This is a genomic window from Actinosynnema mirum DSM 43827 (assembly GCF_000023245.1).
Taxonomy (GTDB): Bacteria; Actinomycetota; Actinomycetes; order Mycobacteriales; family Pseudonocardiaceae; genus Actinosynnema; species Actinosynnema mirum.
On the sequence record NC_013093.1, the window covers coordinates 7171654 to 7192932 of the forward strand.

26 protein-coding genes are annotated in these 21279 nt (G+C 71.2%); 10 read left to right on the forward strand and 16 right to left on the reverse strand.

Translation table 11 applies throughout. The features are described from left to right. Positions 1 to 11 precede the first annotated feature (11 nt). The 4 genes from AMIR_RS30310 to AMIR_RS30325 form a co-directional block, all read right to left on the reverse strand. Positions 12 to 1517, reverse strand: coding sequence for an aldehyde dehydrogenase family protein (locus AMIR_RS30310; protein ID WP_015804806.1), 1506 nt, complete (start codon positions 1515 to 1517; stop codon positions 12 to 14). A 67-nt stretch (positions 1518 to 1584) separates the two neighbouring features. After that, positions 1585 to 2604, reverse strand: coding sequence for a hypothetical protein (locus AMIR_RS30315; RefSeq protein WP_143760961.1), 1020 nt, complete (start codon positions 2602 to 2604; stop codon positions 1585 to 1587). Positions 2605 to 2694: 90 nt separating this feature from the next. Continuing rightward, positions 2695 to 2973: a hypothetical protein gene (locus AMIR_RS30320; RefSeq protein ID WP_015804808.1), complete on the reverse strand. Its 279-nt coding sequence runs from the start codon at positions 2971 to 2973 to the stop codon at positions 2695 to 2697. A gap of 9 nt (positions 2974 to 2982) precedes the next feature. Then, entirely contained in the window at positions 2983 to 4671 is a 1689-nt protein-coding gene (locus AMIR_RS30325) for a sodium:solute symporter family protein (RefSeq protein WP_015804809.1), read from the reverse strand. A 114-nt stretch (positions 4672 to 4785) separates the two neighbouring features. Between AMIR_RS30325 and AMIR_RS42960 the strand changes: the two genes are divergently transcribed. Continuing rightward, the gene (locus AMIR_RS42960) at positions 4786 to 5487 is read left to right on the forward strand and encodes a hypothetical protein (RefSeq protein WP_118947804.1); all 702 of its coding nucleotides are present in this window, start codon (positions 4786 to 4788) and stop codon (positions 5485 to 5487) included. 23 nt (positions 5488 to 5510) lie between these two features. Here the strand turns inward: AMIR_RS42960 and AMIR_RS42965 are convergent, their stop codons facing one another. After that, positions 5511 to 5840, reverse strand: a complete 330-nt coding sequence (locus AMIR_RS42965; RefSeq protein WP_015804811.1) for a hypothetical protein — start codon at positions 5838 to 5840, stop codon at positions 5511 to 5513. Between the two features lie 219 nt (positions 5841 to 6059). On the opposite strand from AMIR_RS42965, the gene AMIR_RS30340 reads away from it, so the two are divergent. Together AMIR_RS30340 and AMIR_RS30345 are read left to right on the forward strand one after the other, a co-directional pair. Then, positions 6060 to 6917 (forward strand): helix-turn-helix domain-containing protein, encoded by an 858-nt coding sequence (locus AMIR_RS30340; RefSeq protein WP_015804812.1) that lies wholly within the window; start codon positions 6060 to 6062, stop codon positions 6915 to 6917. Positions 6918 to 6932: 15 nt separating this feature from the next. Continuing rightward, positions 6933 to 7118, forward strand: coding sequence for a DUF397 domain-containing protein (locus AMIR_RS30345; RefSeq protein ID WP_015804813.1), 186 nt, complete (start codon positions 6933 to 6935; stop codon positions 7116 to 7118). Here the strand turns inward: AMIR_RS30345 and AMIR_RS39735 are convergent, their stop codons facing one another. Both AMIR_RS39735 and nucS read right to left on the reverse strand, forming a co-directional pair. After that, positions 7119 to 7334: a hypothetical protein gene (locus tag AMIR_RS39735; RefSeq protein WP_143760963.1), complete on the reverse strand. Its 216-nt coding sequence runs from the start codon at positions 7332 to 7334 to the stop codon at positions 7119 to 7121. It lies immediately after the preceding gene. 381 nt (positions 7335 to 7715) lie between these two features. Next, complete coding sequence (gene nucS / locus AMIR_RS30355) at positions 7716 to 8375, reverse strand: endonuclease NucS (RefSeq protein WP_015804815.1); 660 nt, start codon at positions 8373 to 8375, stop codon at positions 7716 to 7718. 179 nt (positions 8376 to 8554) lie between these two features. Here nucS and AMIR_RS30360 point away from each other — a divergent pair, with 179 nt between their 5' ends. Both AMIR_RS30360 and AMIR_RS30365 read left to right on the forward strand, forming a co-directional pair. Next, positions 8555 to 9091 carry an NUDIX domain-containing protein gene (locus AMIR_RS30360; RefSeq protein WP_015804816.1) on the forward strand — a complete coding sequence of 179 codons (537 nt, stop codon included), beginning with the start codon at positions 8555 to 8557 and terminating at the stop codon, positions 9089 to 9091. Further along, positions 9088 to 9678 carry a GNAT family N-acetyltransferase gene (locus AMIR_RS30365; RefSeq protein WP_015804817.1) on the forward strand — a complete coding sequence of 197 codons (591 nt, stop codon included), beginning with the start codon at positions 9088 to 9090 and terminating at the stop codon, positions 9676 to 9678. The genes AMIR_RS30360 and AMIR_RS30365 overlap by 4 nt, the downstream gene beginning before the upstream one ends. Positions 9679 to 9768: 90 nt before the next feature. Here the strand turns inward: AMIR_RS30365 and AMIR_RS30370 are convergent, their stop codons facing one another. Next, positions 9769 to 10536, reverse strand: coding sequence for an enoyl-CoA hydratase-related protein (locus tag AMIR_RS30370; RefSeq protein ID WP_015804818.1), 768 nt, complete (start codon positions 10534 to 10536; stop codon positions 9769 to 9771). A 58-nt stretch (positions 10537 to 10594) separates the two neighbouring features. Between AMIR_RS30370 and AMIR_RS30375 the strand changes: the two genes are divergently transcribed. The 4 genes from AMIR_RS30375 (at position 10595) to AMIR_RS30390 (ending at position 12520) form a co-directional block, all read left to right on the forward strand. Continuing rightward, positions 10595 to 11125, forward strand: a complete 531-nt coding sequence (locus tag AMIR_RS30375; RefSeq protein ID WP_015804819.1) for a cysteine hydrolase family protein — start codon at positions 10595 to 10597, stop codon at positions 11123 to 11125. A gap of 81 nt (positions 11126 to 11206) precedes the next feature. Next, positions 11207 to 11503, forward strand: a complete 297-nt coding sequence (locus tag AMIR_RS30380) for a hypothetical protein (RefSeq protein WP_015804820.1) — start codon at positions 11207 to 11209, stop codon at positions 11501 to 11503. A gap of 92 nt (positions 11504 to 11595) precedes the next feature. After that, positions 11596 to 11985: a hypothetical protein gene (locus AMIR_RS30385; protein ID WP_245554559.1), complete on the forward strand. Its 390-nt coding sequence runs from the start codon at positions 11596 to 11598 to the stop codon at positions 11983 to 11985. Between the two features lie 4 nt (positions 11986 to 11989). Further along, positions 11990 to 12520, forward strand: a complete 531-nt coding sequence (locus tag AMIR_RS30390) for a DUF3558 domain-containing protein (RefSeq protein ID WP_015804822.1) — start codon at positions 11990 to 11992, stop codon at positions 12518 to 12520. Positions 12521 to 12582: 62 nt separating this feature from the next. Here the strand turns inward: AMIR_RS30390 and murA are convergent, their stop codons facing one another. Further along, the gene (murA, locus tag AMIR_RS30395) at positions 12583 to 13839 is read right to left on the reverse strand and encodes a UDP-N-acetylglucosamine 1-carboxyvinyltransferase (protein ID WP_015804823.1); all 1257 of its coding nucleotides are present in this window, start codon (positions 13837 to 13839) and stop codon (positions 12583 to 12585) included. An 82-nt stretch (positions 13840 to 13921) separates the two neighbouring features. Between murA and AMIR_RS30400 the strand changes: the two genes are divergently transcribed. Continuing rightward, the gene (locus AMIR_RS30400) at positions 13922 to 14494 is read left to right on the forward strand and encodes a cob(I)yrinic acid a,c-diamide adenosyltransferase (RefSeq protein WP_015804824.1); all 573 of its coding nucleotides are present in this window, start codon (positions 13922 to 13924) and stop codon (positions 14492 to 14494) included. A gap of 78 nt (positions 14495 to 14572) precedes the next feature. Here the strand turns inward: AMIR_RS30400 and AMIR_RS30405 are convergent, their stop codons facing one another. The 7 genes from AMIR_RS30405 to AMIR_RS30435 all read right to left on the reverse strand — a co-directional run bounded on the left by AMIR_RS30405 (position 14573) and on the right by AMIR_RS30435 (position 21258). Then, positions 14573 to 15004 (reverse strand): DUF2550 domain-containing protein, encoded by a 432-nt coding sequence (locus AMIR_RS30405; RefSeq protein ID WP_041838513.1) that lies wholly within the window; start codon positions 15002 to 15004, stop codon positions 14573 to 14575. A 34-nt stretch (positions 15005 to 15038) separates the two neighbouring features. Beyond that, positions 15039 to 15404, reverse strand: a complete 366-nt coding sequence (locus tag AMIR_RS30410; RefSeq protein ID WP_015804826.1) for a F0F1 ATP synthase subunit epsilon — start codon at positions 15402 to 15404, stop codon at positions 15039 to 15041. A gap of 383 nt (positions 15405 to 15787) precedes the next feature. Further along, positions 15788 to 17224, reverse strand: a complete 1437-nt coding sequence (atpD, locus tag AMIR_RS30415) for a F0F1 ATP synthase subunit beta (RefSeq protein ID WP_015804827.1) — start codon at positions 17222 to 17224, stop codon at positions 15788 to 15790. Next, complete coding sequence (locus tag AMIR_RS30420) at positions 17217 to 18155, reverse strand: F0F1 ATP synthase subunit gamma (protein ID WP_015804828.1); 939 nt, start codon at positions 18153 to 18155, stop codon at positions 17217 to 17219. The genes atpD and AMIR_RS30420 overlap by 8 nt, the downstream gene beginning before the upstream one ends. A 7-nt stretch (positions 18156 to 18162) precedes the next feature. Beyond that, on the reverse strand, positions 18163 to 19809 hold the full coding sequence (gene atpA, locus AMIR_RS30425) for a F0F1 ATP synthase subunit alpha (protein ID WP_015804829.1): 1647 nt from the start codon (positions 19807 to 19809) through the stop codon (positions 18163 to 18165). Positions 19810 to 19873: 64 nt separating this feature from the next. Continuing rightward, complete coding sequence (locus tag AMIR_RS30430; protein WP_015804830.1) at positions 19874 to 20701, reverse strand: F0F1 ATP synthase subunit delta; 828 nt, start codon at positions 20699 to 20701, stop codon at positions 19874 to 19876. Between the two features lie 8 nt (positions 20702 to 20709). After that, positions 20710 to 21258, reverse strand: coding sequence for a F0F1 ATP synthase subunit B (locus AMIR_RS30435; protein ID WP_015804831.1), 549 nt, complete (start codon positions 21256 to 21258; stop codon positions 20710 to 20712). Between the last annotated feature and the right edge of the window lie 21 nt (positions 21259 to 21279).

Consider the following 21279-nt stretch of genomic DNA (forward strand, 5'->3'; position numbering starts at 1 on the left):
ACCGCCGGGGCTCACCGCCCGCGCAGCACCCGCACCAGCCGCAGCACGCGCCGCACCGTCCGGTTCCCGCGCTCGTAGGTCATCGGGTCCAGCGCCCCGGCGAACCGCTGCCGGGACACCGCGTGCGCGTAGGTGAACTCGCGCAGCCCGTCCTCGCCGTGGATGCGCCCGAACCCGGAGTCGCCGACCCCGCCGAACGGCAGCGCGGGCACCGACGCGAACGCCAGCACCGAGTTGATCGACACCACCCCGCACCGCAGCCGCGCCGCCAGCTCCTCGCCGCGCGCCTTCGAGTACACCGCCGCGCCGAGCCCGTACCGCAGCGCGTTGGCCCGCCGCACCGCCTCGTCCGCGTCGGCCACCCGGTTGACCACCAGCGTGGGCCCGAACGTCTCCTCGGTGACCGCCGCGGCGTCCTCGGGCACGTCGAGCAGCACCACCGGCTCCACGTACGGCGGCCGGATCGACTCGCGCCCGCCGACCGCCGCCGTCGCGCCCCGGTCCAGGGCGTCGGCGACGTGCGCGGCGATGACGTCGACCTGCTTGGGCATGGTGATCGGCCCGAAGTCGGCGTCCGGCGAGCCGCCGGGGCGCAGCGTGGCGGCCTTGCGGGTGACCAGCTCGACGAACGCGTCGGCGACGGCCTCGGCCACGTACACCCGCTCGACCCCGGCGCAGGACTGCCCGGCGTTGAACAGCCCGCCCCACACGGCCCCGCGCGCGGCGGCCTCCAGGTCGGCGTCCTCGGCGACGATCAGCGCGTCCTTGCCGCCGCACTCGACCAGCACGGGCGTGAGGGTGCGGGCGCACTCGGCCATGACCCGCCGCCCGGTGGCGGTGGACCCGGTGAACGCGAGCTTGTCGACGCCCGCGCCGCACAGCGCGGCCCCGGTCGGCCCGTAGCCGGTGACGACCTGGAGCACGTGCTGCTCGGGCACGGCCTCGGCGAACGTGTCGGCCAGGAAGCGCCCGACGCCGGGGGTGTGCTCGCTGGGCTTGAACACGACGGCGTTGCCCGCGGCGAGCGCGTACGAGAGGGAGCCCATGGGCGTGAACGCCGGGTAGTTCCACGGCCCGATGACGCCGACGACGCCGAACGGCCGGTACTCCAGGGTCGCGGCGTGGTTGTGCATGACGGGCCCGGTGGCGACGCGGCGGCGGCCGAGGGTCTTGCGGGCGTGCTTGGCGGCCCAGTGCAGGTGGTCCAGGACCATCGCGACTTCCAGGCGCGCGTCGTCGGCCGACTTGCCGGTCTCGGCGCTGATCAGCGCGCACAGCTCGTCGGCGCGCCTGCTGAGCAGCTTGCGCCAGCGGTCGAGCCGGGCGCGGCGGCCGTCGAAGTCGAGGGCGGCCCAGTGCGTCGAGGCGTCGCGGGCCCGGCGGACGGCGGCGGCGACGTCGTCCGCGCTGTGGACCGGGTGGCGCCCGACGACCTCGCCGGTGCGCGGGTCGTGCGAGGTGAGCAGCTCCGGCCCGTCGCCGCCTCGCTCGGACTTCGCCTCCGCGGTCTGCGTCATCGGGGGACCTCCACGATCGGGTGTTACCGAACGGTAACGGGTTGTGCTCCCCCTGTCACGCCCCGGTTCAGCCCCGAGGCAGCTTCGCGACCAGCGCCTTGGCCACGGTGGCGACCGTCTCGCACCGGTCGAACTGGACGTCCTTGGCCCCCGAGGTCGTGAGCCTGGCGACCTCGGCGCCGCCTGCGCCGAGGTCGCGGTGCGTCCACTCGACCTTGCAGCTGGGGAACGCCGACCCGGTCTCGTCCAGCTTGCGCCCGGTGACGCCGCCACCGAGGTCGACGTCGACGGTCTTGTCGCCGGGCAGCTTCCTCGGCGAGACGGCGACCTGCTGGAAGGCCAGCATCAGGCTGCGCTCGCGGCTGCTCCAGCTGCACGTGGGCAGGCCGAGCGGGATCTCCAGCACGTTCGAGCCGGACGCGTTGATCGCGGCCTCGACCACGGCCGGGTCGGGCGCGCGGCACGGGTCGACGGAGGCCAGCGAGCCCTTGGGGTTGGTCCGGAGCGCCGAACCGGCCTTGACCCGCTTGATCGCCGCCGTCAGCAGCTCGCGGCCGATCTCGCAGTTGTTCTCGCTCTTGTAGCTGATCTGCGCGGTGAGGTCCATGGGCGGCTCGTCCTGGAACACGCCGGAGACGAAGCAGGCCTGCCCCTCCAGCACGTTCTCGCCGAGCTTGAGGCCCTCGATGCGCTTGTCGGACTTCGCGTAGAGCGCGGACGAGCTGCGGAACGCCAGGGTGACCGACAGGCTCTTGCCCGCCTTGTCCTTCATGTAGTTGCTGCACTCGCCGAAGTTGTTGCCGGTCAGCTCGGCGGGCGTGCCGTGCTTGCGGAGCACGGTCTCGTCCACCAGCTTGCACACGTCCGTGGCGCGCAGCTTCTCGCCGGAGAACTCGGCGGACACCGGCGTGCCGACCGATCCCGGCGGGGCGCCCTCGTCGGTGCTGCCGCCGTTCTCGTCCGCGCTGTTCGCGGCCCCGGCGTCGAGCGTCTCCCTCGGGTACGGGGAGTGCTTGGCGAGGTCGGTCCCGGAGCACCCGGCCACGACGAGGAGCAGGGCGCAGAGCACGGCGGCGGATCGGTGCACGAACTGCACGGTAGCGACCGTTCGGGTCCGGCGTGGCGGCATCGGGGTGTTCCGCCTCACGATGCGATCACAACACGCTCCGGAAACGATTCAGATGTCCCTTTCCCGCGCGTCCACCCCCTCCCCCTCGGTCACATCCTCCGGGTCCGGCACCACGAGGGGCCGCAGCGCCGTCCAGGCCCCGAACACCGCGGCCACCACGACCATGCCCGCCCCGGACCACAGGTTCACGTTCCACCCGTCCGCCTTCGCGAGGTCGGCGTCGTCGGTGAAGCCGAGCCCGACCACCACCAGCACCACCCCGTACACCGCGAACAGCGCCGCGATCACCAGCCGCAGGTCGAACAACCCGGCAGTTCCGCGTGCCACGACTCCCCCTCAGCTGAAAACGATGTTGAGCACGGCGGTCAGCAGCAGCACCCCACCGCCGAGCAGCGCGGGCGACCGGTACCAGCCGGCGTCCTCGCCCTCCGTGCCGTGCGCGAGGTCGCCCTTGGGCGTGAGCCCGTAGACCAGCCCCGACAGCCGCTCCCGCGGCACCGGCCTGGTGAACAGGGTGACGACCACGCTGACCACGATGTCCACCACGAACGCGGCGGCGGCGCCCAGGAAGCTCGCGCCCTGGCCGGGCAGGTCGAGCACCCCGGTCTCGGCGAGCGCGAACACCAGCACGGCCGCGAGCGTGCCCGCGACCAGGCCGGTCCAGCCCGCGGCGGCGGACATCCGCTTCCAGAACATGCCGAGGATGAACGTGGCGAACAGCGGGGCGTTGAAGAACGAGAACAGGGACTGGATGTAGTCCATGATGTTCCCGTAGCCCGCCGCCAGGAACGCGGTGCCGATGGCGATGACCGTGCCGCCGATCGTGGCCCAGCGCCCCACCTTCAGGTAGTAGCCGTCGGGCCGGTCCTTGCGGACGTAGTCCTGCCACAGGTCGTAGGTGAACACCGTGTTGAACGAGGACACGTTCGCCGCGACGCCCGCCATGAACGAGGCGAGCAGGCCGGTGATGGCGACGCCGAGCATCCCGTTGGGCAGCAGGTCGCGCATGAGCAGCGGCAGCGCGTTGTTGTAGGTGACGCCGTCCGCCGCCTCGCCCGCCTTGAGCGCGCTCATCTCGGGCACGACGACGGCGGCGATGATGCCGGGGATGACGATCACGGCCGGGATCAGCGCCTTCGGGTAGGCGCCGATGATCGGGGTGCGCTTGGCCGCCGACATGCTCTTGGCGGACAGGGCGCGCTGCACCTCGGCGAAGTTCGTCGTCCAGTAGCCGAAGGACAGCACGAACCCGAGGCCGAACACGATGCCGATGACGCTCAGCACCGGGTTCTCGAACCCGGTCAGCTCGGTCGCCGGGTACGCGGACAGCTGCTCCTCGCCGCCGGGGCCGGCGGTGACCTTGTCGACCAGGCCCTGCCACCCGCCGACCTTGTGCAGGCCCGCGATGGTGAGCGGCAGCAGCGCGGCGATGATCACGAAGAACTGGAGGACCTCGTTGTAGATCGCGGCCGAGAGCCCGCCGAGGGTGGTGTAGGCCAGCACGATCAGGGCCGCGATCACCACGGACAGCGGGATGGGCCAGCCGAGCAGCAGGTTCAGCAGCAGGGCCAGCGCGTACAGGTTCACGCCCGCGATGAGGACCTGGGCGACGGCGAAGCTGATCGCGTTGACCAGGTGCGCGCCCTTGCCGAACCGGCGGCGCAGGAACTCGGGGACGCTGCGGACCTTGGAGCCGTAGTAGAACGGCATCATCACCAGGCCGAGGAACACCATCGCCGGGATGGCGCCGACCCAGTAGTAGTGCATGGTCGCCATGCCGTACTGGGCGCCGTTGGCGGCCATGCCGAGCAGCTCGATCGCGCCGAGGTTGGCGGACACGAACGCCAGGCCGGTAACCCAGGCGGGCAGGGAGCGCCCGGACAGCAGGAAGTCCAGGCTCGTGGACACGGACCGGCGGGCGAGGAACCCGATCCCGAGGACCACGACGAAGTAGAGGGCGAGCAGGGCGTAGTCCAACGCCCCCGCGTCCAGGCGAAGATCAGCTTCCGCAGCGAGCACGGGCACCTCGCGTTCACCTCCGGTGACGCACAGCGTCGCAGGGCCTCCGGGTTCTCGCGACCCGGAGTGGTGTCGAGCACCGGTATGAACTACCCACGCTTAAACCACGTACTCCATTGGGTGGACCATCAAACCGAAAGCGCTGCTCAGGGGGTCGCGTACCGGTCGCGGGAGCTGCTGCCCAAGGAGCTGGACGCCTACACCGCCGCCGGTGGGTACGACCTGCGGTTCCTGATCCGCGACATCGGCTACCCCGAGGACCCGGTGTGCGTCAGCCACCACCCCGGCGCGCTGGCCGCCCACCAGGACGCGGGCAGGCTGGTGCTGCTGCGGCACCGCAGCGGTCCGGCGGACTTCGCGGGCGGCTACAACGCGGGCGTGGTGCACGCGCGGGCCGCGCTGATCGACGCCAGGACCCAGGGCTACCCGGAGCATTTGCCGCTGCTGTTCACCTGCGAGGCCAGGCCGAGGGGCGGCCCGGTGGACTACCTGCGCGGCGCGGCGGCCGTGCTCGGCGCGGAGCGGACGTGGCTGGCGGGCCAGCGCGACGTGGTGCACCTGGCCCAGGACGAGGGCGCGGCGGGCGGCTTCCTGCTGCTCGACGGCGGCGACCCGAGGGAGGGCATCGCCCTGTCCCGCAGACCGGACGGCCACATCTACCCAGGCCGGGTGCGGGCCGACCTGATCGACTGCCACGTGCCGCTGTCGGTGTTCGACCGGGGCACGGTCCTGGAGCAGCTCGCGGCCCGCCTGGACCTGTCCAGGGAGGGCGTCCACGAGGCCCTCCTGCACGCCCGCGCGGGCGCCCGCGCCTGCGCCTAGCCGCCGGGTGGGCGAGGACGACCTCACCCGTCCTCGCCCACCACCTCCGCCGGGCCGCCCACCCACACCAGGTGCGCCCGGTTCCCGCCGGTGATCTCGAACAGCTGCCGCGCGCCCTCGGCGTCCTCGGACGACATCCGCACCCCGCCCCCGACGGCGGCGCTCTCGGCCCGGTCGGCGTACTCCAGCCCGTACCCGACCACCCGCGCGTCGCTCCGGTCGCCGATCTCCTCCACGACCGCGAACAGCCGCGGCGCGCCGACCTCGGCGACCTCCCGCACGTACGCGCCGAACGCCGCGTCCACCGCCGCGTCCCAGTCACCGATGCCCGCTGTGCTCGCGCTCTGGTTCACGAATACGTCCCTCTTCCGGGTCAAGCCCTGCCGAGTTCCCCAGGTGACTACGGCGGGTTGACGGATCATCACCGCAGCGTCGTGCAAGGATGCCTGCACAAAGAAATAAGTGCAAGCCTTGCATACGCCAGGTTGCACTTGCGGTCGAGTTTGAGGTGATCCCGAAACACAGCCACACTTGCGTGGCTCCCGAGGGGAGTTGGGGAAGAATTGGAGATCGTGGCCGCGAAGAAGAGCACTCCGACGATCCGCCTGCGCAGGCTGGCTCGTCAGCTCAGGCTGCTGCGCGAGGACGCCGGGCTGAGCCGCGAGGAGGTCGAGGAGCAGACCGGCATCAACCAGGCCACCATCTACCGCATCGAGACCGCGAAGGTCCGTCCGCAGAACCGGACGCTGATGACGATGCTGACCACGTACGGCTGCCCCGCCGAGGAGCAGGCGGCGATGCGGGCGCTGTCGAAGGAAGCCACCAAGCCGGGGTGGATCCGGCCGTGGCACGCGGGGCTGCCCGAGGAGTACACGACCTACATCAGCTTCGAGGACGAGGCGCAGGGCGTTCGCAACTACTCGTCGCTGTTCGTCCCCGGCCTGCTCCAGACCGAGGACTACGCCCGATCGGTGATCAGCGGCGTACTGCCGTCCGCGACCGCCGAACAGGTCGAGGACCGCGTGAAGACCCGCGTGGAGCGGCAGGCGATCCTGAGCAAGGAGACGCCGCTCAACCTCTGGGTGGTGATCGACGAGGCGGCGCTCCGCCGCGCCGTCGGCAGCACCGAGATCATGCGGAAGCAGCGGCAGCACCTGGTCGAGGCGGCCGAGGCCCCGAACGTGACCATCCAGGTCCTCCGTTTCGGCGATGGCGCCCACCCGGGGATGCCTGGTGAGTTCATCGTGCTGGAGTTCGAGGACCCGATGGACGGCGACCTGATCCACGTCGACAGCCAGGCGGGCGAGGTCTTCCTGGAGTCGGACGCGGACATCAAGCGGTTCCGGGGCACCTTCGACAGCTTGGTCGCGATGGCCGCCAGCCCCAAGGACTCGGTCGCGTTCATCGCCGAGATCGACGCAAGTGATTGAGGAAGGCTGGAGATCATGCAGGAGACAGGTCTGCCGGGCGCGCCGTGGCGGAAGAGCAGCTACAGCGGCAACGGTCCGAGCTGCGTGGAGATCGCGCCCGTGAACAACGCGATCGCGACCCGCGACTCGAAGAACCCGACGGGCCCCGTGCTGCTGTTCCCCGAGGTGAGCTGGTCGACCTTCCTGCGCTCTCTCCGCTGATCACCTGGTGAGGACGAACGGGGCTCGGGCGTGCACGGGCCCGACCCCGGCGTCGATGAACACCTGGACCCCGACCCCGCGCAACGATCCGGGCACCTTCACCGCAACCCGCTCGAACCGCCCAGCGCCGTCCACCACCCCGTCCCCCACGGCAACCCCGTGAAAGGTGATGACCACCCGCTCCCCGGCGGGAAACCCGTCCCCGCTGACGAACACCTCGTCCCCACCCCCACCAGAAGCAGGCGAGGCGACAACCCTCCCGCTCCCCACAACGGGCGCGAAAGCAGGCGCGACGGACAAGCTGACCGGTGAGCTCAACGGCAAGGCGGACGGCAGCGGCATCCCCCCACCCCCGTCCCCAACGCACCCGCCGGCAGCACCCACCACCAGCCCAACCGCCACGAGCACCAGCCGTCTTCGCACCGAGGACCTCCTCAGCCACCGGGTCAGGGGCTCAGCAGCGTATCCCCGCGACAAGCCCCCACCACGCGCCCGAACAGGCCATCCTCGAACTCTGCCCACGAGGGCAGCCCGGAGAACGCCCTGTTCGGCGCAGCGGCGCTAGGCGGTGCTGGCGGGGTCGGCGAGGGTCGCGCGTCAGAACAACCGGAACTCGTCCGGTTCGATCCCCCGCAGCGCGTCGTAGTCCAGCACCACGCACCGGATCCCCCGGTCCTCCGCCAGCGTCCGGGCCTGCGGCTTGATCTGCTGCGCCGCGAACACCCCCCGCACCGGCGCCAGCAGCGGGTCCCGGTTGAGCAGTTCCAGGTACCTGGTCAGCTGCTCCACCCCGTCGATCTCGCCGCGCCGCTTGATCTCCACCGCGACCGACTTCCCGTCCGAGTCGCGGCACATCAAATCCACCGGCCCGATCGCGGTCGGGAACTCGCGGCGGACCAGGGTCCAGCCGTCGCCGAGGGTGGTCACGTGCTGGGCGAGCAGCTTCTGCAGGTCGGCCTCGACGCCGTCCTTCACCAGGCCGGGTTCCGGGCCGAGCTCGTGCTTGGAGTCGTGCAGCACCTCGTGCAGGGTGATGATCAGCTTCTCGCCGGCCTTGTTCTGCACGACCCACACGTCGGGGTCCTCGATGAGCCAGCACGGCGGGCTCATCCAGTTCAGCGGCTTGTACGCCCGGTCGTCCGAGTGGATCGACACCGAGCCGTCGGCCTTGATCAGCAGCAGCCGCTGGGCGGGCGGCAGGTGTGCCGTGAGGCGTCCGACGTAGTCGACCTGGCAGTGAGCGATGACGAGGCGCACGCGGGACAGGCTACGGGGTGCGACCGCCGCCGCACCGGCAGGTACCTTGCGGGTGTCGCGCGCGGGTGGGGTCCCCGGTGGCGCCGCACGGGCCTTCGGCCTTCGGTCCCCCTGCCGGGTGGTGGTGTACTTCGGGCTGCGGGCGGGGGCGCCCGCTGGTCGGCACAGGGAGAGTGAGAGTGGAGACGCTCGGGTCACGCCAGGTCTACGCGAACCCGTGGATGACGGTCCGCGAGGACCCGATCCGCAGGAACGACGGCAGCACCGGGATCTACGGCGTGGTGGACAAGCCGGACTACGCGCTGGTGATCCCGCTCGACGGGGAGCGCCTGCGCCTGGTCGAGCAGTACCGCTACCCGATCAAGCTCCGCCGCTGGGAGTTCCCGCAGGGCACGGCGCCGAACCTGGCCGCCGAGCCGCCGTCGGTGCTCGCGGCGCGGGAGCTGCGGGAGGAGACCGGGCTGCGGGCGGGTCGGATGGTGGAGCTGGGGATGCTCGACGTCGCGCCGGGCATGTCCAGCCAGCGCGGCCGGGTGTTCCTGGCGACGGACCTCGTGGAGGGGTTCCACGAGCGGGAGCACGAGGAGCAGGACATGCGCTCGGCGTGGTTCCCGAGGGCCGAGTTCGAGGCGATGATCACGCGCGGGGAGATCACCGACGCGCAGTCGATCGCCGCGTACACCCTGCTCCTGCTGCACGAGAACTCGCAGCCGTGAGGCTCGTGACCGGGGACGGGCTGGGCGGCGCGGCGCCCGCGGGCGGCGGCGGCCCGGTGGGCCTGCCGGTGCGGGACGGCGCGGTGGAGCTGGGTTCCCCGCAGGTGCTGGCCGAAGCGCCTGCGCTGGCGGGGGTGCTGGTGGACGCGGTCGCGGGAGGCGCGTCCCTGGGCTTCCTGGCCCCGCTGACGCACGAGGCCGCCACGGCGTGGTGGCGGGCGCGGGCCGCGGCGGTGGCGAACGGCAGGCAGGCGGTGTGGGCGGCCAGGCGCGGCGGCGAGGTCGTGGGCGCGGTGCTGCTGACCCTGGCGCAGGCGGAGAACGGCCGTCACCGCGCCGAGGTGGGCAAGCTGGCGGTCCGCCGCGACGCGCGGGGCGGCGGCGTGGGCAGGTCGCTGCTGCGGGCGGTGGAGGAGGGCGCGGCGGCGCGCGGCGTCACGCTGCTCGTGCTCGACACCGAGACCGGGTCGCCCGCCGAGGGGCTGTACCGGTCGGCGGGCTGGGCGGAGGTCGGCGCGATCCCCGGCTTCGCGGCCGACCCGACCGGTGAGCTGAGGTCCACGACGGTGTTCTACAAGGCGCTGTGACGCTCGGGCGGCCCGCCGGACCTCGTCGGTCCCGGCGGGCCGCCCGCGTCAGCGCACCCGCGTCAGCGCACCCGCGTCAGCGCACCCGCGTCAGTCCACCCAGCGGGCGTCCCGCTTCTCCAGGAACGCCGCCATCCCCTCGCGCGCGGCGGGGGTCTGCGACGAGGCCGCCATGACCTCGGCCGCGATCGCGTAGGCGTCCGCCTCCGGCCGGTCGAGCTGCGCGTAGATCGTCTGCTTCCCCATGGCCTTGCTCGCCCGGCTGCCCCGCGTGGCGCGGGCCATCAGCTCGTCCACCGCCGAGTCCAGCCACGCGAGCGGCACGACCCGGTTCACCAGGCCCCACTCCAGCGCGGTCTGCGCGTCGATCGGGTCACCGGTGAGCGCCAGCTCCATCAGCCGCTTGCGCCCCACCGAGCGCGCCAGGGGCACGGCGGGCGTGTGGCAGAACCACCCGCCCTTGCCGCCGGGCAGCGCGAACGAGGCGTCCTCGGCGGCGACCGCCAGGTCGCACGAGGCCACCAGCTGGCACCCGGCGGCCGTGGCCACCCCGTGCACCCGCGCGATCACCACCTGCGGCACCGACTGGATCGTGCGCATCAGCTCGACGCACACCCGCAGCAGCTCCTGCACCCCGCCGAGGTCCCGCTCGGCGACGTCGGCGAAGTCGTGCCCGGAGCAGAACGCGGGCCCGTCCCCGGCCAGCACGACCCCGACCGCGTCGGTGGCGGCGACCGCGCGGAACGCGGCCAGCAGCTCGGCGAGGTGCTCCCCGGACAGCGAGTTGCGCCGCCCGGCCCGGTCCATGGTGATGCGCACGACGTCACCGGTGCGCTCGACGCTGATGTGCTCGCCCATGCCCCCGACGCTAGTGCCGCGTGATCGTCCCCGCACCGCTCGGGCCAGACTCGTGCCCATGGAGACCGCACTGATCGTGATCGACGTGCAGCAGGGCTTCGCGGACCCGGTGTGGGGCGCGCGCAACAACCCGGACGCGGAGGCGAACATCGAGGCGCTGCAGAACGCCTGGCGGGGACCGCTGGTGCTGGTGCGGCACGACTCGGTGGAACCGGGCTCCCCGCTGCGCCCGGACCAGCCGGGGAACGCGCTGCAGCCGTTCCTGGACGTCGAGCGGGCGGACCTGGTGTTCGGCAAGTCGGTGAACTCGGCGTTCCACGGGGAGGTGGACCTGGACGGCTGGTTGCGCGAGCGGGGCGTGGAGGACCTGGTGCTGGTGGGGATCCAGACGAACATGTGCGTGGAGACGAGCACGCGGGTGGCGGGGAACCTGGGGTACCGGGCGACGCTGGCGCTGGACGCGACGTACACGTTCGACCTGGAGGACCTGACGGCGGACCAGCTGTACCACGCGACGGAGGTCAACCTGAGGGGCGGCGGCTTCGCCCGGATCGCGTCGACGGCGGAGGTCCTGGCCGGTCTGCGCTGAGCCGGGCCCCTGCTCTGAACGGTGCCCTCCACGTGCCCCGCCATTGCCGGTGGGCGCGCACGTGGAGGACCATTCAGGACCGTGACGACGCTCACCCCCGTGCTCCTGCTGGCGGTCGCCCTGGGCCTGCTGGCGCTGGTGCTGCGCTGGGCGTTCGGCGACGACAGACGAGCCGTGCCGGACCACACCGGCACCGACTTCGGCCTGCTCCGCGAGGTCGCCCTGGTCCCCACGGAGGAAGCCGCCCAGGTCCTGCTGTCCCGCCTGCACGCGGCGGGCCTGCGCGCGACCGCCGTCCGCAGGGACGGGGCGCACCTGCTGCTGGTGTTCCCGGCGGACGTGGCGGACGCGAAACTGCTGTTGCGCAAGGGGCCGTGAGGTCGGGTGATTCCGGGTCCACGGGGTGAACGCGCGTCCTAAGCTGGGGCCGGGGGAAATACCGGAATCACCAGCCCAGGGGGGGCAGCGACGTGGAAGCGTGGAGCGCGCAGGCGATGGGCGCGATGACAGCGAACGCGAACAGCTTGGCGCAGTTGGCGTCCTCGGGAGGCTTCGCCATCTCGCGCACGGGGGCGGAGCACTACATCAAGGCGATCGACGAAGCGCTGGTCGACCTGCGCAGCCTTCGGAGGGCGCTCGACGACGTCCAGCAGGAGACGAAGCTGGGCACGAGCCCTGACGCGATCGCCATGAGCAAGTACAACCTGGAGAACGCCACCGGCGGCAGTGGGACCATCGGCGTAGTTCCAGCGATCCAGCAGCTCACCGAAGCCCTGACCGAGGCACGAACCGCGATGGAGAAAGCGGTGGAGAACTACAAGGAAGTCGAAAGTGACGTTTCCACCGGACTCAGGAATTAGCAGATTGGCCTACGTCGTGAAGTTCTCCCGCACCCTGCCCGCTCTGCTCTGCCTCGCCGCCCTCTCCGCGTGCACCAGCAGCGAGCCGGGAACCGCGTCCCCGGCCGGTTCTCCGACGCAGGCGGTTCCCACCGGCTCGGCCGCCCCTTCCGGCCAGGACCTGAGCGCGCTCGACGCCTGCGAACTGCTGAAGGGAATCAGCAGCACCGTCCCGACGCAAACCCCCAAGGAACTGGGGCAGCACGAGTGCGAGGCGGTGGTCAACCGGGACCACACCATCGCCATCAACATCCGGCCGGAACTCGGCTTGGCGGACTACAACCTCGGCAGCCAGGCAGAGCCCTCGGACACCACGGTCGGCTCCCACGAGGGCAAACTGGTCAAGAAATCGCTGACCAACCTCGACTGCACCGTGGTCATCGGCGTCGGGGCGAAAGCCAGGGTGGACGTGGTCGGCATCTCGGACGCGTCACTGGACGAGGCCTGTTCCCTCGCCACCGAGGTCGCCACCGCGATCGAGCCCAAGCTTCCCTGAAAACCGAAAAGCCCGGCGCCCCCCAACCCCAGGGCGCCGGGCCGAAACCAAACCGCAAAACCTCAGACCGAAACCCGCTCCACAGTCGCCCCGAGCTTCCGCAGGTTCTCCACGAACCCCGGATACCCCCGCTCGATGTGGAAGATCTCGTAAACCTCGGTAGCCCCATCCGCGCACAACCCGGCCAGCACCAACCCGGCCCCAGCCCGAATATCACTGGCCCACACCGGAGCACTCGACAACCGCTCCACCCCGCGAACCACCGCGTGATGCCCATCGGTCCGAGCGTCGGCCCCCAGCCGAACCATCTCCTCGATGAACCGGAACCGCGCCTCGAACAGGTTCTCCGTGATCATCGAAGTCCCCTCCGACACCGCCGACAGCGCGATCGCGAACGGCTGCAGGTCGGTCGCGAAGCCGGGGTACGGGAGGGTCACGAAGTCCACGGACTCCGGTCGCCCCTCCTGCACCACCCGGAACTCGTTCTCCCCCGTCGTCACCGTCGCCCCGGCCGTCCGGAGCTTCTCCAGCACCAGGTTGATGTGCCTCGGGTCCACCCCGCGCACCGTGATGTCGCCCCTGGTCATCGCCGCCGCGAACGCCCAGGTCGCCCCCACGATCCGGTCGCCGATGACCCGGTGCTCGGTCGGGTGCAGCTCCGGCACACCGTGCACGGTCAGCGTCGACGTCCCGGCGCCCTCGATCCGCGCGCCCATCTGCTGGAGCATCACGCAGATGTCGACGATCTCCGGCTCGCGGGCCGCGTTGTCGATCACCGTCGTGCCGTCCGCCAGCACGGCCGCCATCAGGATGTTCTCGGTCGCCCCGACGCTCGGGAAGTCCAGCCACACCTGCGCCCCGTGCAGCCCCTGGGCCTCGGCGACCACGCACCCGTGCTCGATCTCGCTGTGCGCGCCGAGCTTGCGCAACCCGCTCTGGTGCATGTCCAGCGGCCTGCTGCCGATCGCGTCGCCGCCGGGCAGCGCGACCACGGCCCGCTTGCACCGGCCGACCAGCGGCCCGAGCACGCACACGCTGGCCCGCAGCTTCCCCATCGCCTCCGAGTCGGCCCGGTGGTTCAGCTCGGCCGGGGTGGTGATGGTCGCGACGTCGCCCTCGATCGTCACCTCGCACCCGAGGCTGCGCAGCACGTCCGCCATCAGCGGGACGTCCAGGATCTCGGGGCAGTTCGTGATGGTGGTGGTCCCCTCGGCCAGCAGCGCTGCGGCCATGAGCTTCAGGACGCTGTTCTTCGCCCCGACGACGTCGACCTCGCCGACCAGGCGCGCGCCGCCCTGGACCCGGAAGTGCTCACTCACCAACGAACTCCTCGACTCTGGGTGGCGCTCATCCTACGGAGCGGGCGAACCGAACGGGTTCCGGGCGGCCTATGGTGCCCGCATGGCCGTTCACCTCACGAAGATCTACACGCGGGTAGGCGACGACGGGACCACCGGTCTCGGCGACTTCTCCAGGGTCCCGAAGACCGCCCCGCGCATCGCGGCGTACGCGGACGCGGACGAGACCGGCGCGGTCCTCGGCGTGGCGATGGCCCTCGGCGCCCTCGCCGACGACGTCAAGGCGGTGGTCCTGCGCGTCCAGAACGACCTGTTCGACGTGGGCGCCGACCTGTGCGCCCCCATCGTCGAGAACCCCCAGTACCCGCCGCTGCGCGTCACCCAGGCCTACGTGGATCGCCTGGAGACCTGGTGCGACGAGTTCAACGCCCGCCTCGGCAAGCTCGACTCGTTCATCCTCAGCGGCGGCACCCCCGGCGCGGCCCTGCTGCACCAGGCCCGCACGGTGGCGCGCCGGGCGGAGCGCAGCACGTGGGCGCTGATCGAGGCCGAGCCGGACACCACGAACCCGCTGACCGCGAAGTACCTGAACCGCCTGTCCGACCTGCTGTTCATCCTCGCTCGGGTGGCGAACCCGGACGGCGACGTCCTGTGGAAGCCCGCCGACAACGCCTGAGCGCCCCCGGAAGCGCGAAGACCGCCCCGACCAGGTGTCGGCGGCGGTCTCATCGCGTTCCGGCCCGCTGCGGGCCGCTCAGGAGGCCCAGGGGATGGACCGGCCGGGCGGGGCCGACTCCAACCACGACAGGAACCCCGTCAGCGCGTCGGGCCCCATCGCGATCTCGACCTCGCCTGAGGCGGTCTTGCACCGCAGCACGCGCGCGCCCACGGGCATCGCGTACGCCTCGGGCTCGGTCGGCTCGCGCCGGGTGTCGATCTCGAAGTCGGACCGGTGGATCGTCCGGTCGGGGCCCGCCCGCAGGCTGAACACCCGGTACCAGGCGAACTCGTCCCCCCGGTACCGCCCGACCCCGAGCTGCCACCCGCGCCCGTTCTCCTCGACCCGCGAGCGCAGGGCCACGTGCACCCCGCCCGCGCGCAGCAGGCGCACCCGCCGCCAGGCCGTGTAGGTCAGCACCAGCGCCGCGAGGAACAGGACCACCCCGACCACTTCGGCGATCCCCACCACGGCGCTGCCCCGTCCCCTCGGTCCAGGCCCGTCAGGCCGTGTGCCCGGCCGCCTTGATGCGGGCCTGGGCCTTCAACCGGTCGGAGCCCTCGGCGTTCTCCAGCTCCCGCTTGGCCGCGTCGACGTCGATCTCGCGGGCGAGGTCGGCCTCCTCGGCCAGCACGCTCACGCTCTCGGCGGTCACGGACAGGAACCCGCCGTGCACGGCCGCCGCGACGACCTCGCCGTCGGTGGTGCGCACCTTGACGATGCCGCCCTCGACGAGCTGGGCGAGCATGGGCTCGTGACCGGGCAGGATGCCGATCTCACCCTCGGTCGTCTTCGCGACCACCGACTTCGCAGAGCCGGACCACAGGCGGCGTTCGACGGCGACGAGCTGGACGGTCATCTCGGCCACGTGCATCTCCCTCACTACAGGTCGAGTCGAACGCAGTCTAAACGGTCGGCGCGACCCCGTGCCGCACCAGCCACCCCAAGCGGGCCCGCAGGGGCGCGGAACGCGGCGGAACCGGTCAAGAACCGGGCAGGGCCCCACCGACTCCCCCACGCGGACCCACCCTGACCTGCGCAAACGTCAGCACCGCCGGACCAGGCCCGCACCATCACGATTCCACTGGAAAAACGAATAGCACCCATAAGGCCCCCACCACCCGGCCGGCGACGTCACGCAGTGGAGTGCGTCACACGAAAGAGGAGCCCCACGGCGGGAACGACCCGTGGAAAGCGAAGAGGACCGCCCCCGAAGGGACGGCCCTCTCAGCGAGAACCAGCGGGCGGAGCTCAGTTGCCCGCGAGCTTCTTGGCGTTGGCCTCGACGTCGTCCAACCCGCCGCAGGAGAAGAACGCCTGCTCGGGCAGGTGGTCGAACTCGCCCTTGCACACGCGGTCGAACGCCTCGATCGTGTCCTTGATGGGCACGAAGGAGCCGGGCTGACCGGTGAACTTCTCGGCCACGATGAAGTTCTGGCCGAGGAAGCGCTCCAGGCGACGGGCGCGACCGACGAGGACCTTGTCCTCCTCGGAGAGCTCGTCCATGCCGAGGATGGCGATGATGTCCTGCAGCTCCTTGTACTTCTGCAGGATGCGCTTCACCTCCTGGGCGACCCGGTAGTGCTCCTCGCCGACGATCGACGGCTCGAGGATTCGAGACGACGACGACAGCGGGTCGACGGCCGGGTAGATGCCCTTCTGGGAGATCGGACGGGAGAGCTCCGTCGTCGCGTCCAGGTGGGCGAAGGTGGTGGCGGGCGCCGGGTCGGTGTAGTCGTCCGCGGGCACGTAGATCGCCTGCAGCGAGGTGATCGACTTGCCTCGGGTCGACGTGATCCGCTCCTGCAGCTCACCCATCTCGTCGGCCAGCGTCGGCTGGTAGCCCACGGCGGACGGCATACGGCCCAGCAGGGTCGACACCTCGGAACCCGCCTGGGTGAACCGGAAGATGTTGTCGATGAACAGCAGCACGTCCTGGTTCTGGACGTCGCGGAAGTACTCCGCCATCGTCAGAGCCGACAGCGCGACGCGCATGCGGGTGCCCGGCGGCTCGTCCATCTGGCCGAAGACGAGCGCGGTGTCGCCGAGCACGCCCATCTCCTCCATCTCGAGGAGGAGGTCCGTGCCCTCGCGGGTGCGCTCGCCGACGCCGGCGAACACCGACGTGCCGGAGAACTCGCGGGCGATACGGGTGATCATCTCCTGGATGAGCACCGTCTTGCCCACGCCCGCGCCGCCGAACAGGCCGATCTTGCCGCCCTTGACGTACGGGGTCAGCAGGTCGATGACCTTGATGCCCGTTTCCAGGATCTCGGTCTTGCCCTCGAGCTGGTCGAACGACGGCGCCTTGCGGTGGATGCCCCACTGCTCGCCGTCGCGGCCGAGGCCGGGGCTGTCGAGGCAGTCGCCGAGCGCGTTGAACACGTGGCCCTTGACGACGTCGCCGACGGGGACCGAGATGGCCTTGCCGGAGTCGGTCACCGGGGCGCCGCGGACGAGGCCGTCGGTCGGCTGCATGGAGATCGTGCGGACCAGGTTGTCACCCAGGTGCTGGGCGACCTCCAGGGTCAGCGTCTTGGCCACGGCCTCGTAGGTGATCTCGGCGTGGCAGGCGTTGAACAGCTCGGGCACGGCGTCGCGCGGGAACTCCACGTCGACGACCGCGCCGATCACCCGGACCACACGGCCGGTGCGGGTGGTGGTGGCGGTAGCACTCATGTCACTCATCACTTCCTGCGCCACCGGTAAGCGCGGAGGCGCCACCGACGATCTCGCTGATCTCCTGGGTGATCTGGGCCTGGCGGGCCGCGTTCGCCTGGCGGCTCAGGTTGCGGACCAGCTCGGAGGCGTTGTCAGTCGCCGCCTTCATCGCGGTCCGCCGAGCAGCCGACTCGGACGCGGCGGCCTCCAGCAGCGCGGAGAACAGCCTGGTCTTGATGTACTTGGGGAGCAGCGCGTCCAGCAGGCTGTCCGCGTCCGGCTCGAACTCGTACGACGCGTGCAGCCCCTCGTGCGGCTCCGCGTCGTACTCGACGGTCAGCGGGGCGATCCGCTTGGCGACCGGCTGCTGGCTGAGCATGGACTTGAACTCGGTGTAGACGACGTGCAGCTCGTCGACGCCCAGCACGCCGTCCGGACCCGGCTCGTCGCCCTCGTCGTCGCTGCCCGCCATGAACGCCGAGACGAGCGCGTCGCCCGCCTCGGAGGCGTTCACGTAGTTCGGCGCCTGCGAGAACCCGCTCCACTCGCCCGCGACGGCGCGGCGGCGGAAGTTGTAGTACCCCGCCCCCTTGCGCCCGGCGACGAAAAGCACCGGCTCCTTGCCCTCCGAGCGCAGGAGGGCGAACAGCTCCTCCGCGGCCTTGAGCACGTTGGCGTTGTAACCGCCGCACATGCCCTTGTCGCTGGTCACGATGAGCACGCCCGCGCGCCGGGGGTTCTTGCGAGCCTCCAGCAGCGGGTGGTCCAGGCTGGAGGCGCCCTCGGCGAGAGCGCGCAGCACGTGGGTGATCTCGTCCGCGTACGGGCGCGACGCCGCGACCCGCGACTGGGCCTTGGCCAGTCGCGAGGTCGCGATGAGCTCGTACGCCTTGGTGATCTTCTTGGTCGAGTTGACCGAGCGGATCCGCTGGCGAAGCTCCCGAATCTGTGCCGCCATGCCTACGTCACTTCTCGGTCGGAGCGGATCGGCTGGTCTTCACCGACTCCTGTCCGACCTTGTCGGCGGCCATGGCGTCGGCGGCGGCCTCGTTCACGACCGGCGCGCCACCCGAGGCGGTGAACTGCTTCTTGAACGCGTTGACCGCGTCCACGATGCCCTTCTCCGCGTCGTCGGACAGCTTCTTGGTGTCGCGGATCGAGGACAGCACCACGTCGTGGTTGCGACGCAGGTGGTCCAGGAACTCGCCCTCGAAGCGGCGGACGTCGCCGATGGCGACCGAGTCGAAGTGCCCCTTGGTGCCGAGGTAGATGGAGACGACCTGCTCCTCCATCGGGACCGGCGAGTACTGGCCCTGCTTGAGCAGCTCGACCAGGCGGGCGCCGCGGTCCAGCTGGGCGCGCGAGGCCGCGTCCAGGTCCGAGGCGAAGGCGGAGAACGCCTCCAGCTCGCGGAACTGGGACAGGTCCAGGCGCAGCGAGCCGGAGACCGTCTTCATCGCCTTGGTCTGCGCGGCGCCACCGACGCGGGACACCGAGATGCCCACGTTGACGGCCGGGCGCACGCCGGCGTTGAACAGGTCCGACTCCAGGAAGCACTGGCCGTCGGTGATGGAGATGACGTTGGTCGGGATGTACGCCGACACGTCGTTCGCCTTGGTCTCGATGATCGGCAGACCGGTCATCGAGCCGCCGCCGAGGTCGTCGGACAGCTTCGCGCAGCGCTCCAGCAGGCGCGAGTGCAAGTAGAAGACGTCACCGGGGTAGGCCTCGCGGCCCGGCGGGCGGCGCAGCAGCAGCGAGATCGCGCGGTACGCCTCGGCCTGCTTGGTGAGGTCGTCGAAGATGATGAGGACGTGCTTGCCCTCGTACATCCAGTGCTGGCCGATGGCGGAGCCGGTGTACGGCGCCAGCCACTTGAAGCCGGCCGAGTCGGACGCGGGAGCCGCCACGATGGTGGTGTACTCCAGGGCCCCGGCCTCCTCCAGCGCGGACTTGACGCCCGCGATGGTGGAGCCCTTCTGGCCGATGGCGACGTAGACGCAGCGGACCTGCTGCTGCGGGTCGCCGCTCTCCCACGCCTTCTTCTGGTTGATGATCGTGTCGATGCAGACCGCGGTCTTGCCGGTCTTGCGGTCGCCGATGATCAGCTGGCGCTGGCCGCGGCCGATGGGGGTCATCGAGTCGATGGCCTTGATGCCGGTCTGCATCGGCTCGCCCACGGGCTGGCGCTGGAGCACCGTCGCGGCCTGGAGCTCCAGGGCGCGGTTGTCGTCGGCGACGATGTCGCCGAGACCGTCGATGGGCTGGCCGAGGGGGTTGACCACCCGGCCGAGGAAGCCGTCGCCGACCGGGACCGAGAGGACCTGGCCGGTGCGCTTGACCTCCTGGCCCTCCTCGATCTTGTCGAAGTCACCGAGGATGACCGCGCCGATCTCGCGGACCTCCAGGTTGAGCGCCACTCCGAGGACGCCGCCGGGGAACTCCAGCAGCTCGTTGGTCATCGTGCCGGGCAAACCCTCGACGATGGCGATGCCGTCGTAGGTCTCGGCGACGACACCGACCTCTTCCCGGTTGACCTCCGGGGAGTAGCTCGAGACGTACTTCTCGATCGCACTGCGGATCTCGTCCGACGAGATCGTCAGCTCCGCCATGTCGTTCCTGCTCTCACTTCGTTCATGGGAAAGGGGCTGGGCAAGCCGCGGTTCCGGGTTCGGGTCAGCCTGCGAGGTCGCGGCGGAGTGCCGCCAGGCGACCTGCGACGCTCCCGTCGATGACCTCGTCACCGATCTTGATGACCAGGCCGCCGACGAGCGAGGCATCGACCTCGACGTGCAGTGCGATCGGTCGTGAGTAGATGCGGGTCAGCGAGGCCGCGAGGCGGTCCTGCTGGTCCGCGGTCAGCTCGACCGCCGAGCGGACGTGGGCGACCGAGCGCTCGCGGCGCTTGGCCGCGAGGCCCGCCAGGAGGGTCAGGCCGTTGACCACGCCGAGGCCCCTGGGGTGCTGGACGAGCTGGGTGACCAGTGCCTCGGTCACCTTCTCGACCTTGCCCCGGATGAGGCCGTTCAGCAGGGCGAGCTTGCCGTCGGGCGAACCGGCCGGGTCGGTGAGGACCCGCTCCAGCTCGGGGTTCCCGGCGACGATGCGGCCGAGGCGGAACAGCTCGTCCTCGACGGCGTCGAGCCTGCCGTCGCGCTCCGCGTGCACCAGCAGCGCGGTGCGAGCCAGCGACTCGACCCCGTCCACCAGCTCGCGCGGGCTCGACCACTTGGCGGTGACCGCCGTGACGAGGACGTCCAGCGTGGCGTCCGCGACCTTGCCCGCCAGCAGGGAGCGCAGGAGGCGCTCCCTGCCCGCGGGGTCGGACGAGGCGTCGCCGAACGCGCGCCGCAGCTGCGGCTGCGCGCTCAGCAGACCCACCACGGAGAACAGCTCCTGCCCCAGCGCGGACGGGCCGGTGGCGCCCGCGGCGCCCTCGACCAGCTCCAGCAGCCGCAGTTCAGCGGCTGCCAGAGCTTCGCGACTAGCGGCGTGCAGCGTCATGGACTCCCCTACTTCGCCGCGGGCGCCGCTGCGGCGTCCAGCTCGTTGAGGAAGCGGTCCACGGTGCCGCGGCGCAGCGCCTGGTCCTCCAGCGACTCGCCGACGACCTTGCCCGCGAGGTCGACGGCCACGCGGCCGAGGTCGGCCCGCAGCTCGGAGACGATGCGGGCGCGGTGCGCGTCGAGCTCGTTGTGGCCGTGGGCGACGATGCGGTCGTACTCCGCCTGCGCCCGGTCCCGCATCTCCTCGACGATCTGCTGGCCCTCGGCCCGCGCGTCGTCACGGATGCGGGCCGCCTCGGCGCGAGCCTCGGCGAGCTGCTCCTTGTACTCCTCCAGCGTGCGAGAAGCCTCGGCCTGGGCGGCCTCGGCCCTGGCGATACCGCCCTCGATCTTCTCGGTGCGCTCGGCCAGCACCTTCTGGAAGAGCGGTAGCACCTTCTTCCAGAAGACGAAGCCGATGATCGCCAAGCAGACCGCGGACCACACGATGTCGTAGACGGCCGGGATGAGGGGGTTAACAGCCCCCTCGGCCGCCAGGATCAGCGGTTCGGTCATGGTGGTCACCGCCTTGTCTGG

Bases quoted from the DNA above. Each gene is read 5' to 3' on its own strand.
- AMIR_RS30310 (WP_015804806.1), bottom strand. From the start codon at position 1,517: ATGACGCAGACCGCGGAGGCGAAGTCCGAGCGAGGCGGCGACGGGCCG.
- AMIR_RS30345 (WP_015804813.1), top strand. From the start codon at position 6,933: ATGCAGGAGACAGGTCTGCCGGGCGCGCCGTGGCGGAAGAGCAGCTAC.
- AMIR_RS30370 (WP_015804818.1), bottom strand. From the start codon at position 10,536: ATGGGCGAGCACATCAGCGTCGAGCGCACCGGTGACGTCGTGCGCATC.
- AMIR_RS30375 (WP_015804819.1), top strand. From the start codon at position 10,595: ATGGAGACCGCACTGATCGTGATCGACGTGCAGCAGGGCTTCGCGGAC.
- AMIR_RS30400 (WP_015804824.1), top strand. From the start codon at position 13,922: ATGGCCGTTCACCTCACGAAGATCTACACGCGGGTAGGCGACGACGGG.
- atpD (WP_015804827.1), bottom strand. From the start codon at position 17,224: ATGAGTGACATGAGTGCTACCGCCACCACCACCCGCACCGGCCGTGTG.
- AMIR_RS30420 (WP_015804828.1), bottom strand. From the start codon at position 18,155: ATGGCGGCACAGATTCGGGAGCTTCGCCAGCGGATCCGCTCGGTCAAC.
- atpA (WP_015804829.1), bottom strand. From the start codon at position 19,809: ATGGCGGAGCTGACGATCTCGTCGGACGAGATCCGCAGTGCGATCGAG.
- AMIR_RS30430 (WP_015804830.1), bottom strand. From the start codon at position 20,701: ATGACGCTGCACGCCGCTAGTCGCGAAGCTCTGGCAGCCGCTGAACTG.
- AMIR_RS30435 (WP_015804831.1), bottom strand. From the start codon at position 21,258: ATGACCGAACCGCTGATCCTGGCGGCCGAGGGGGCTGTTAACCCCCTC.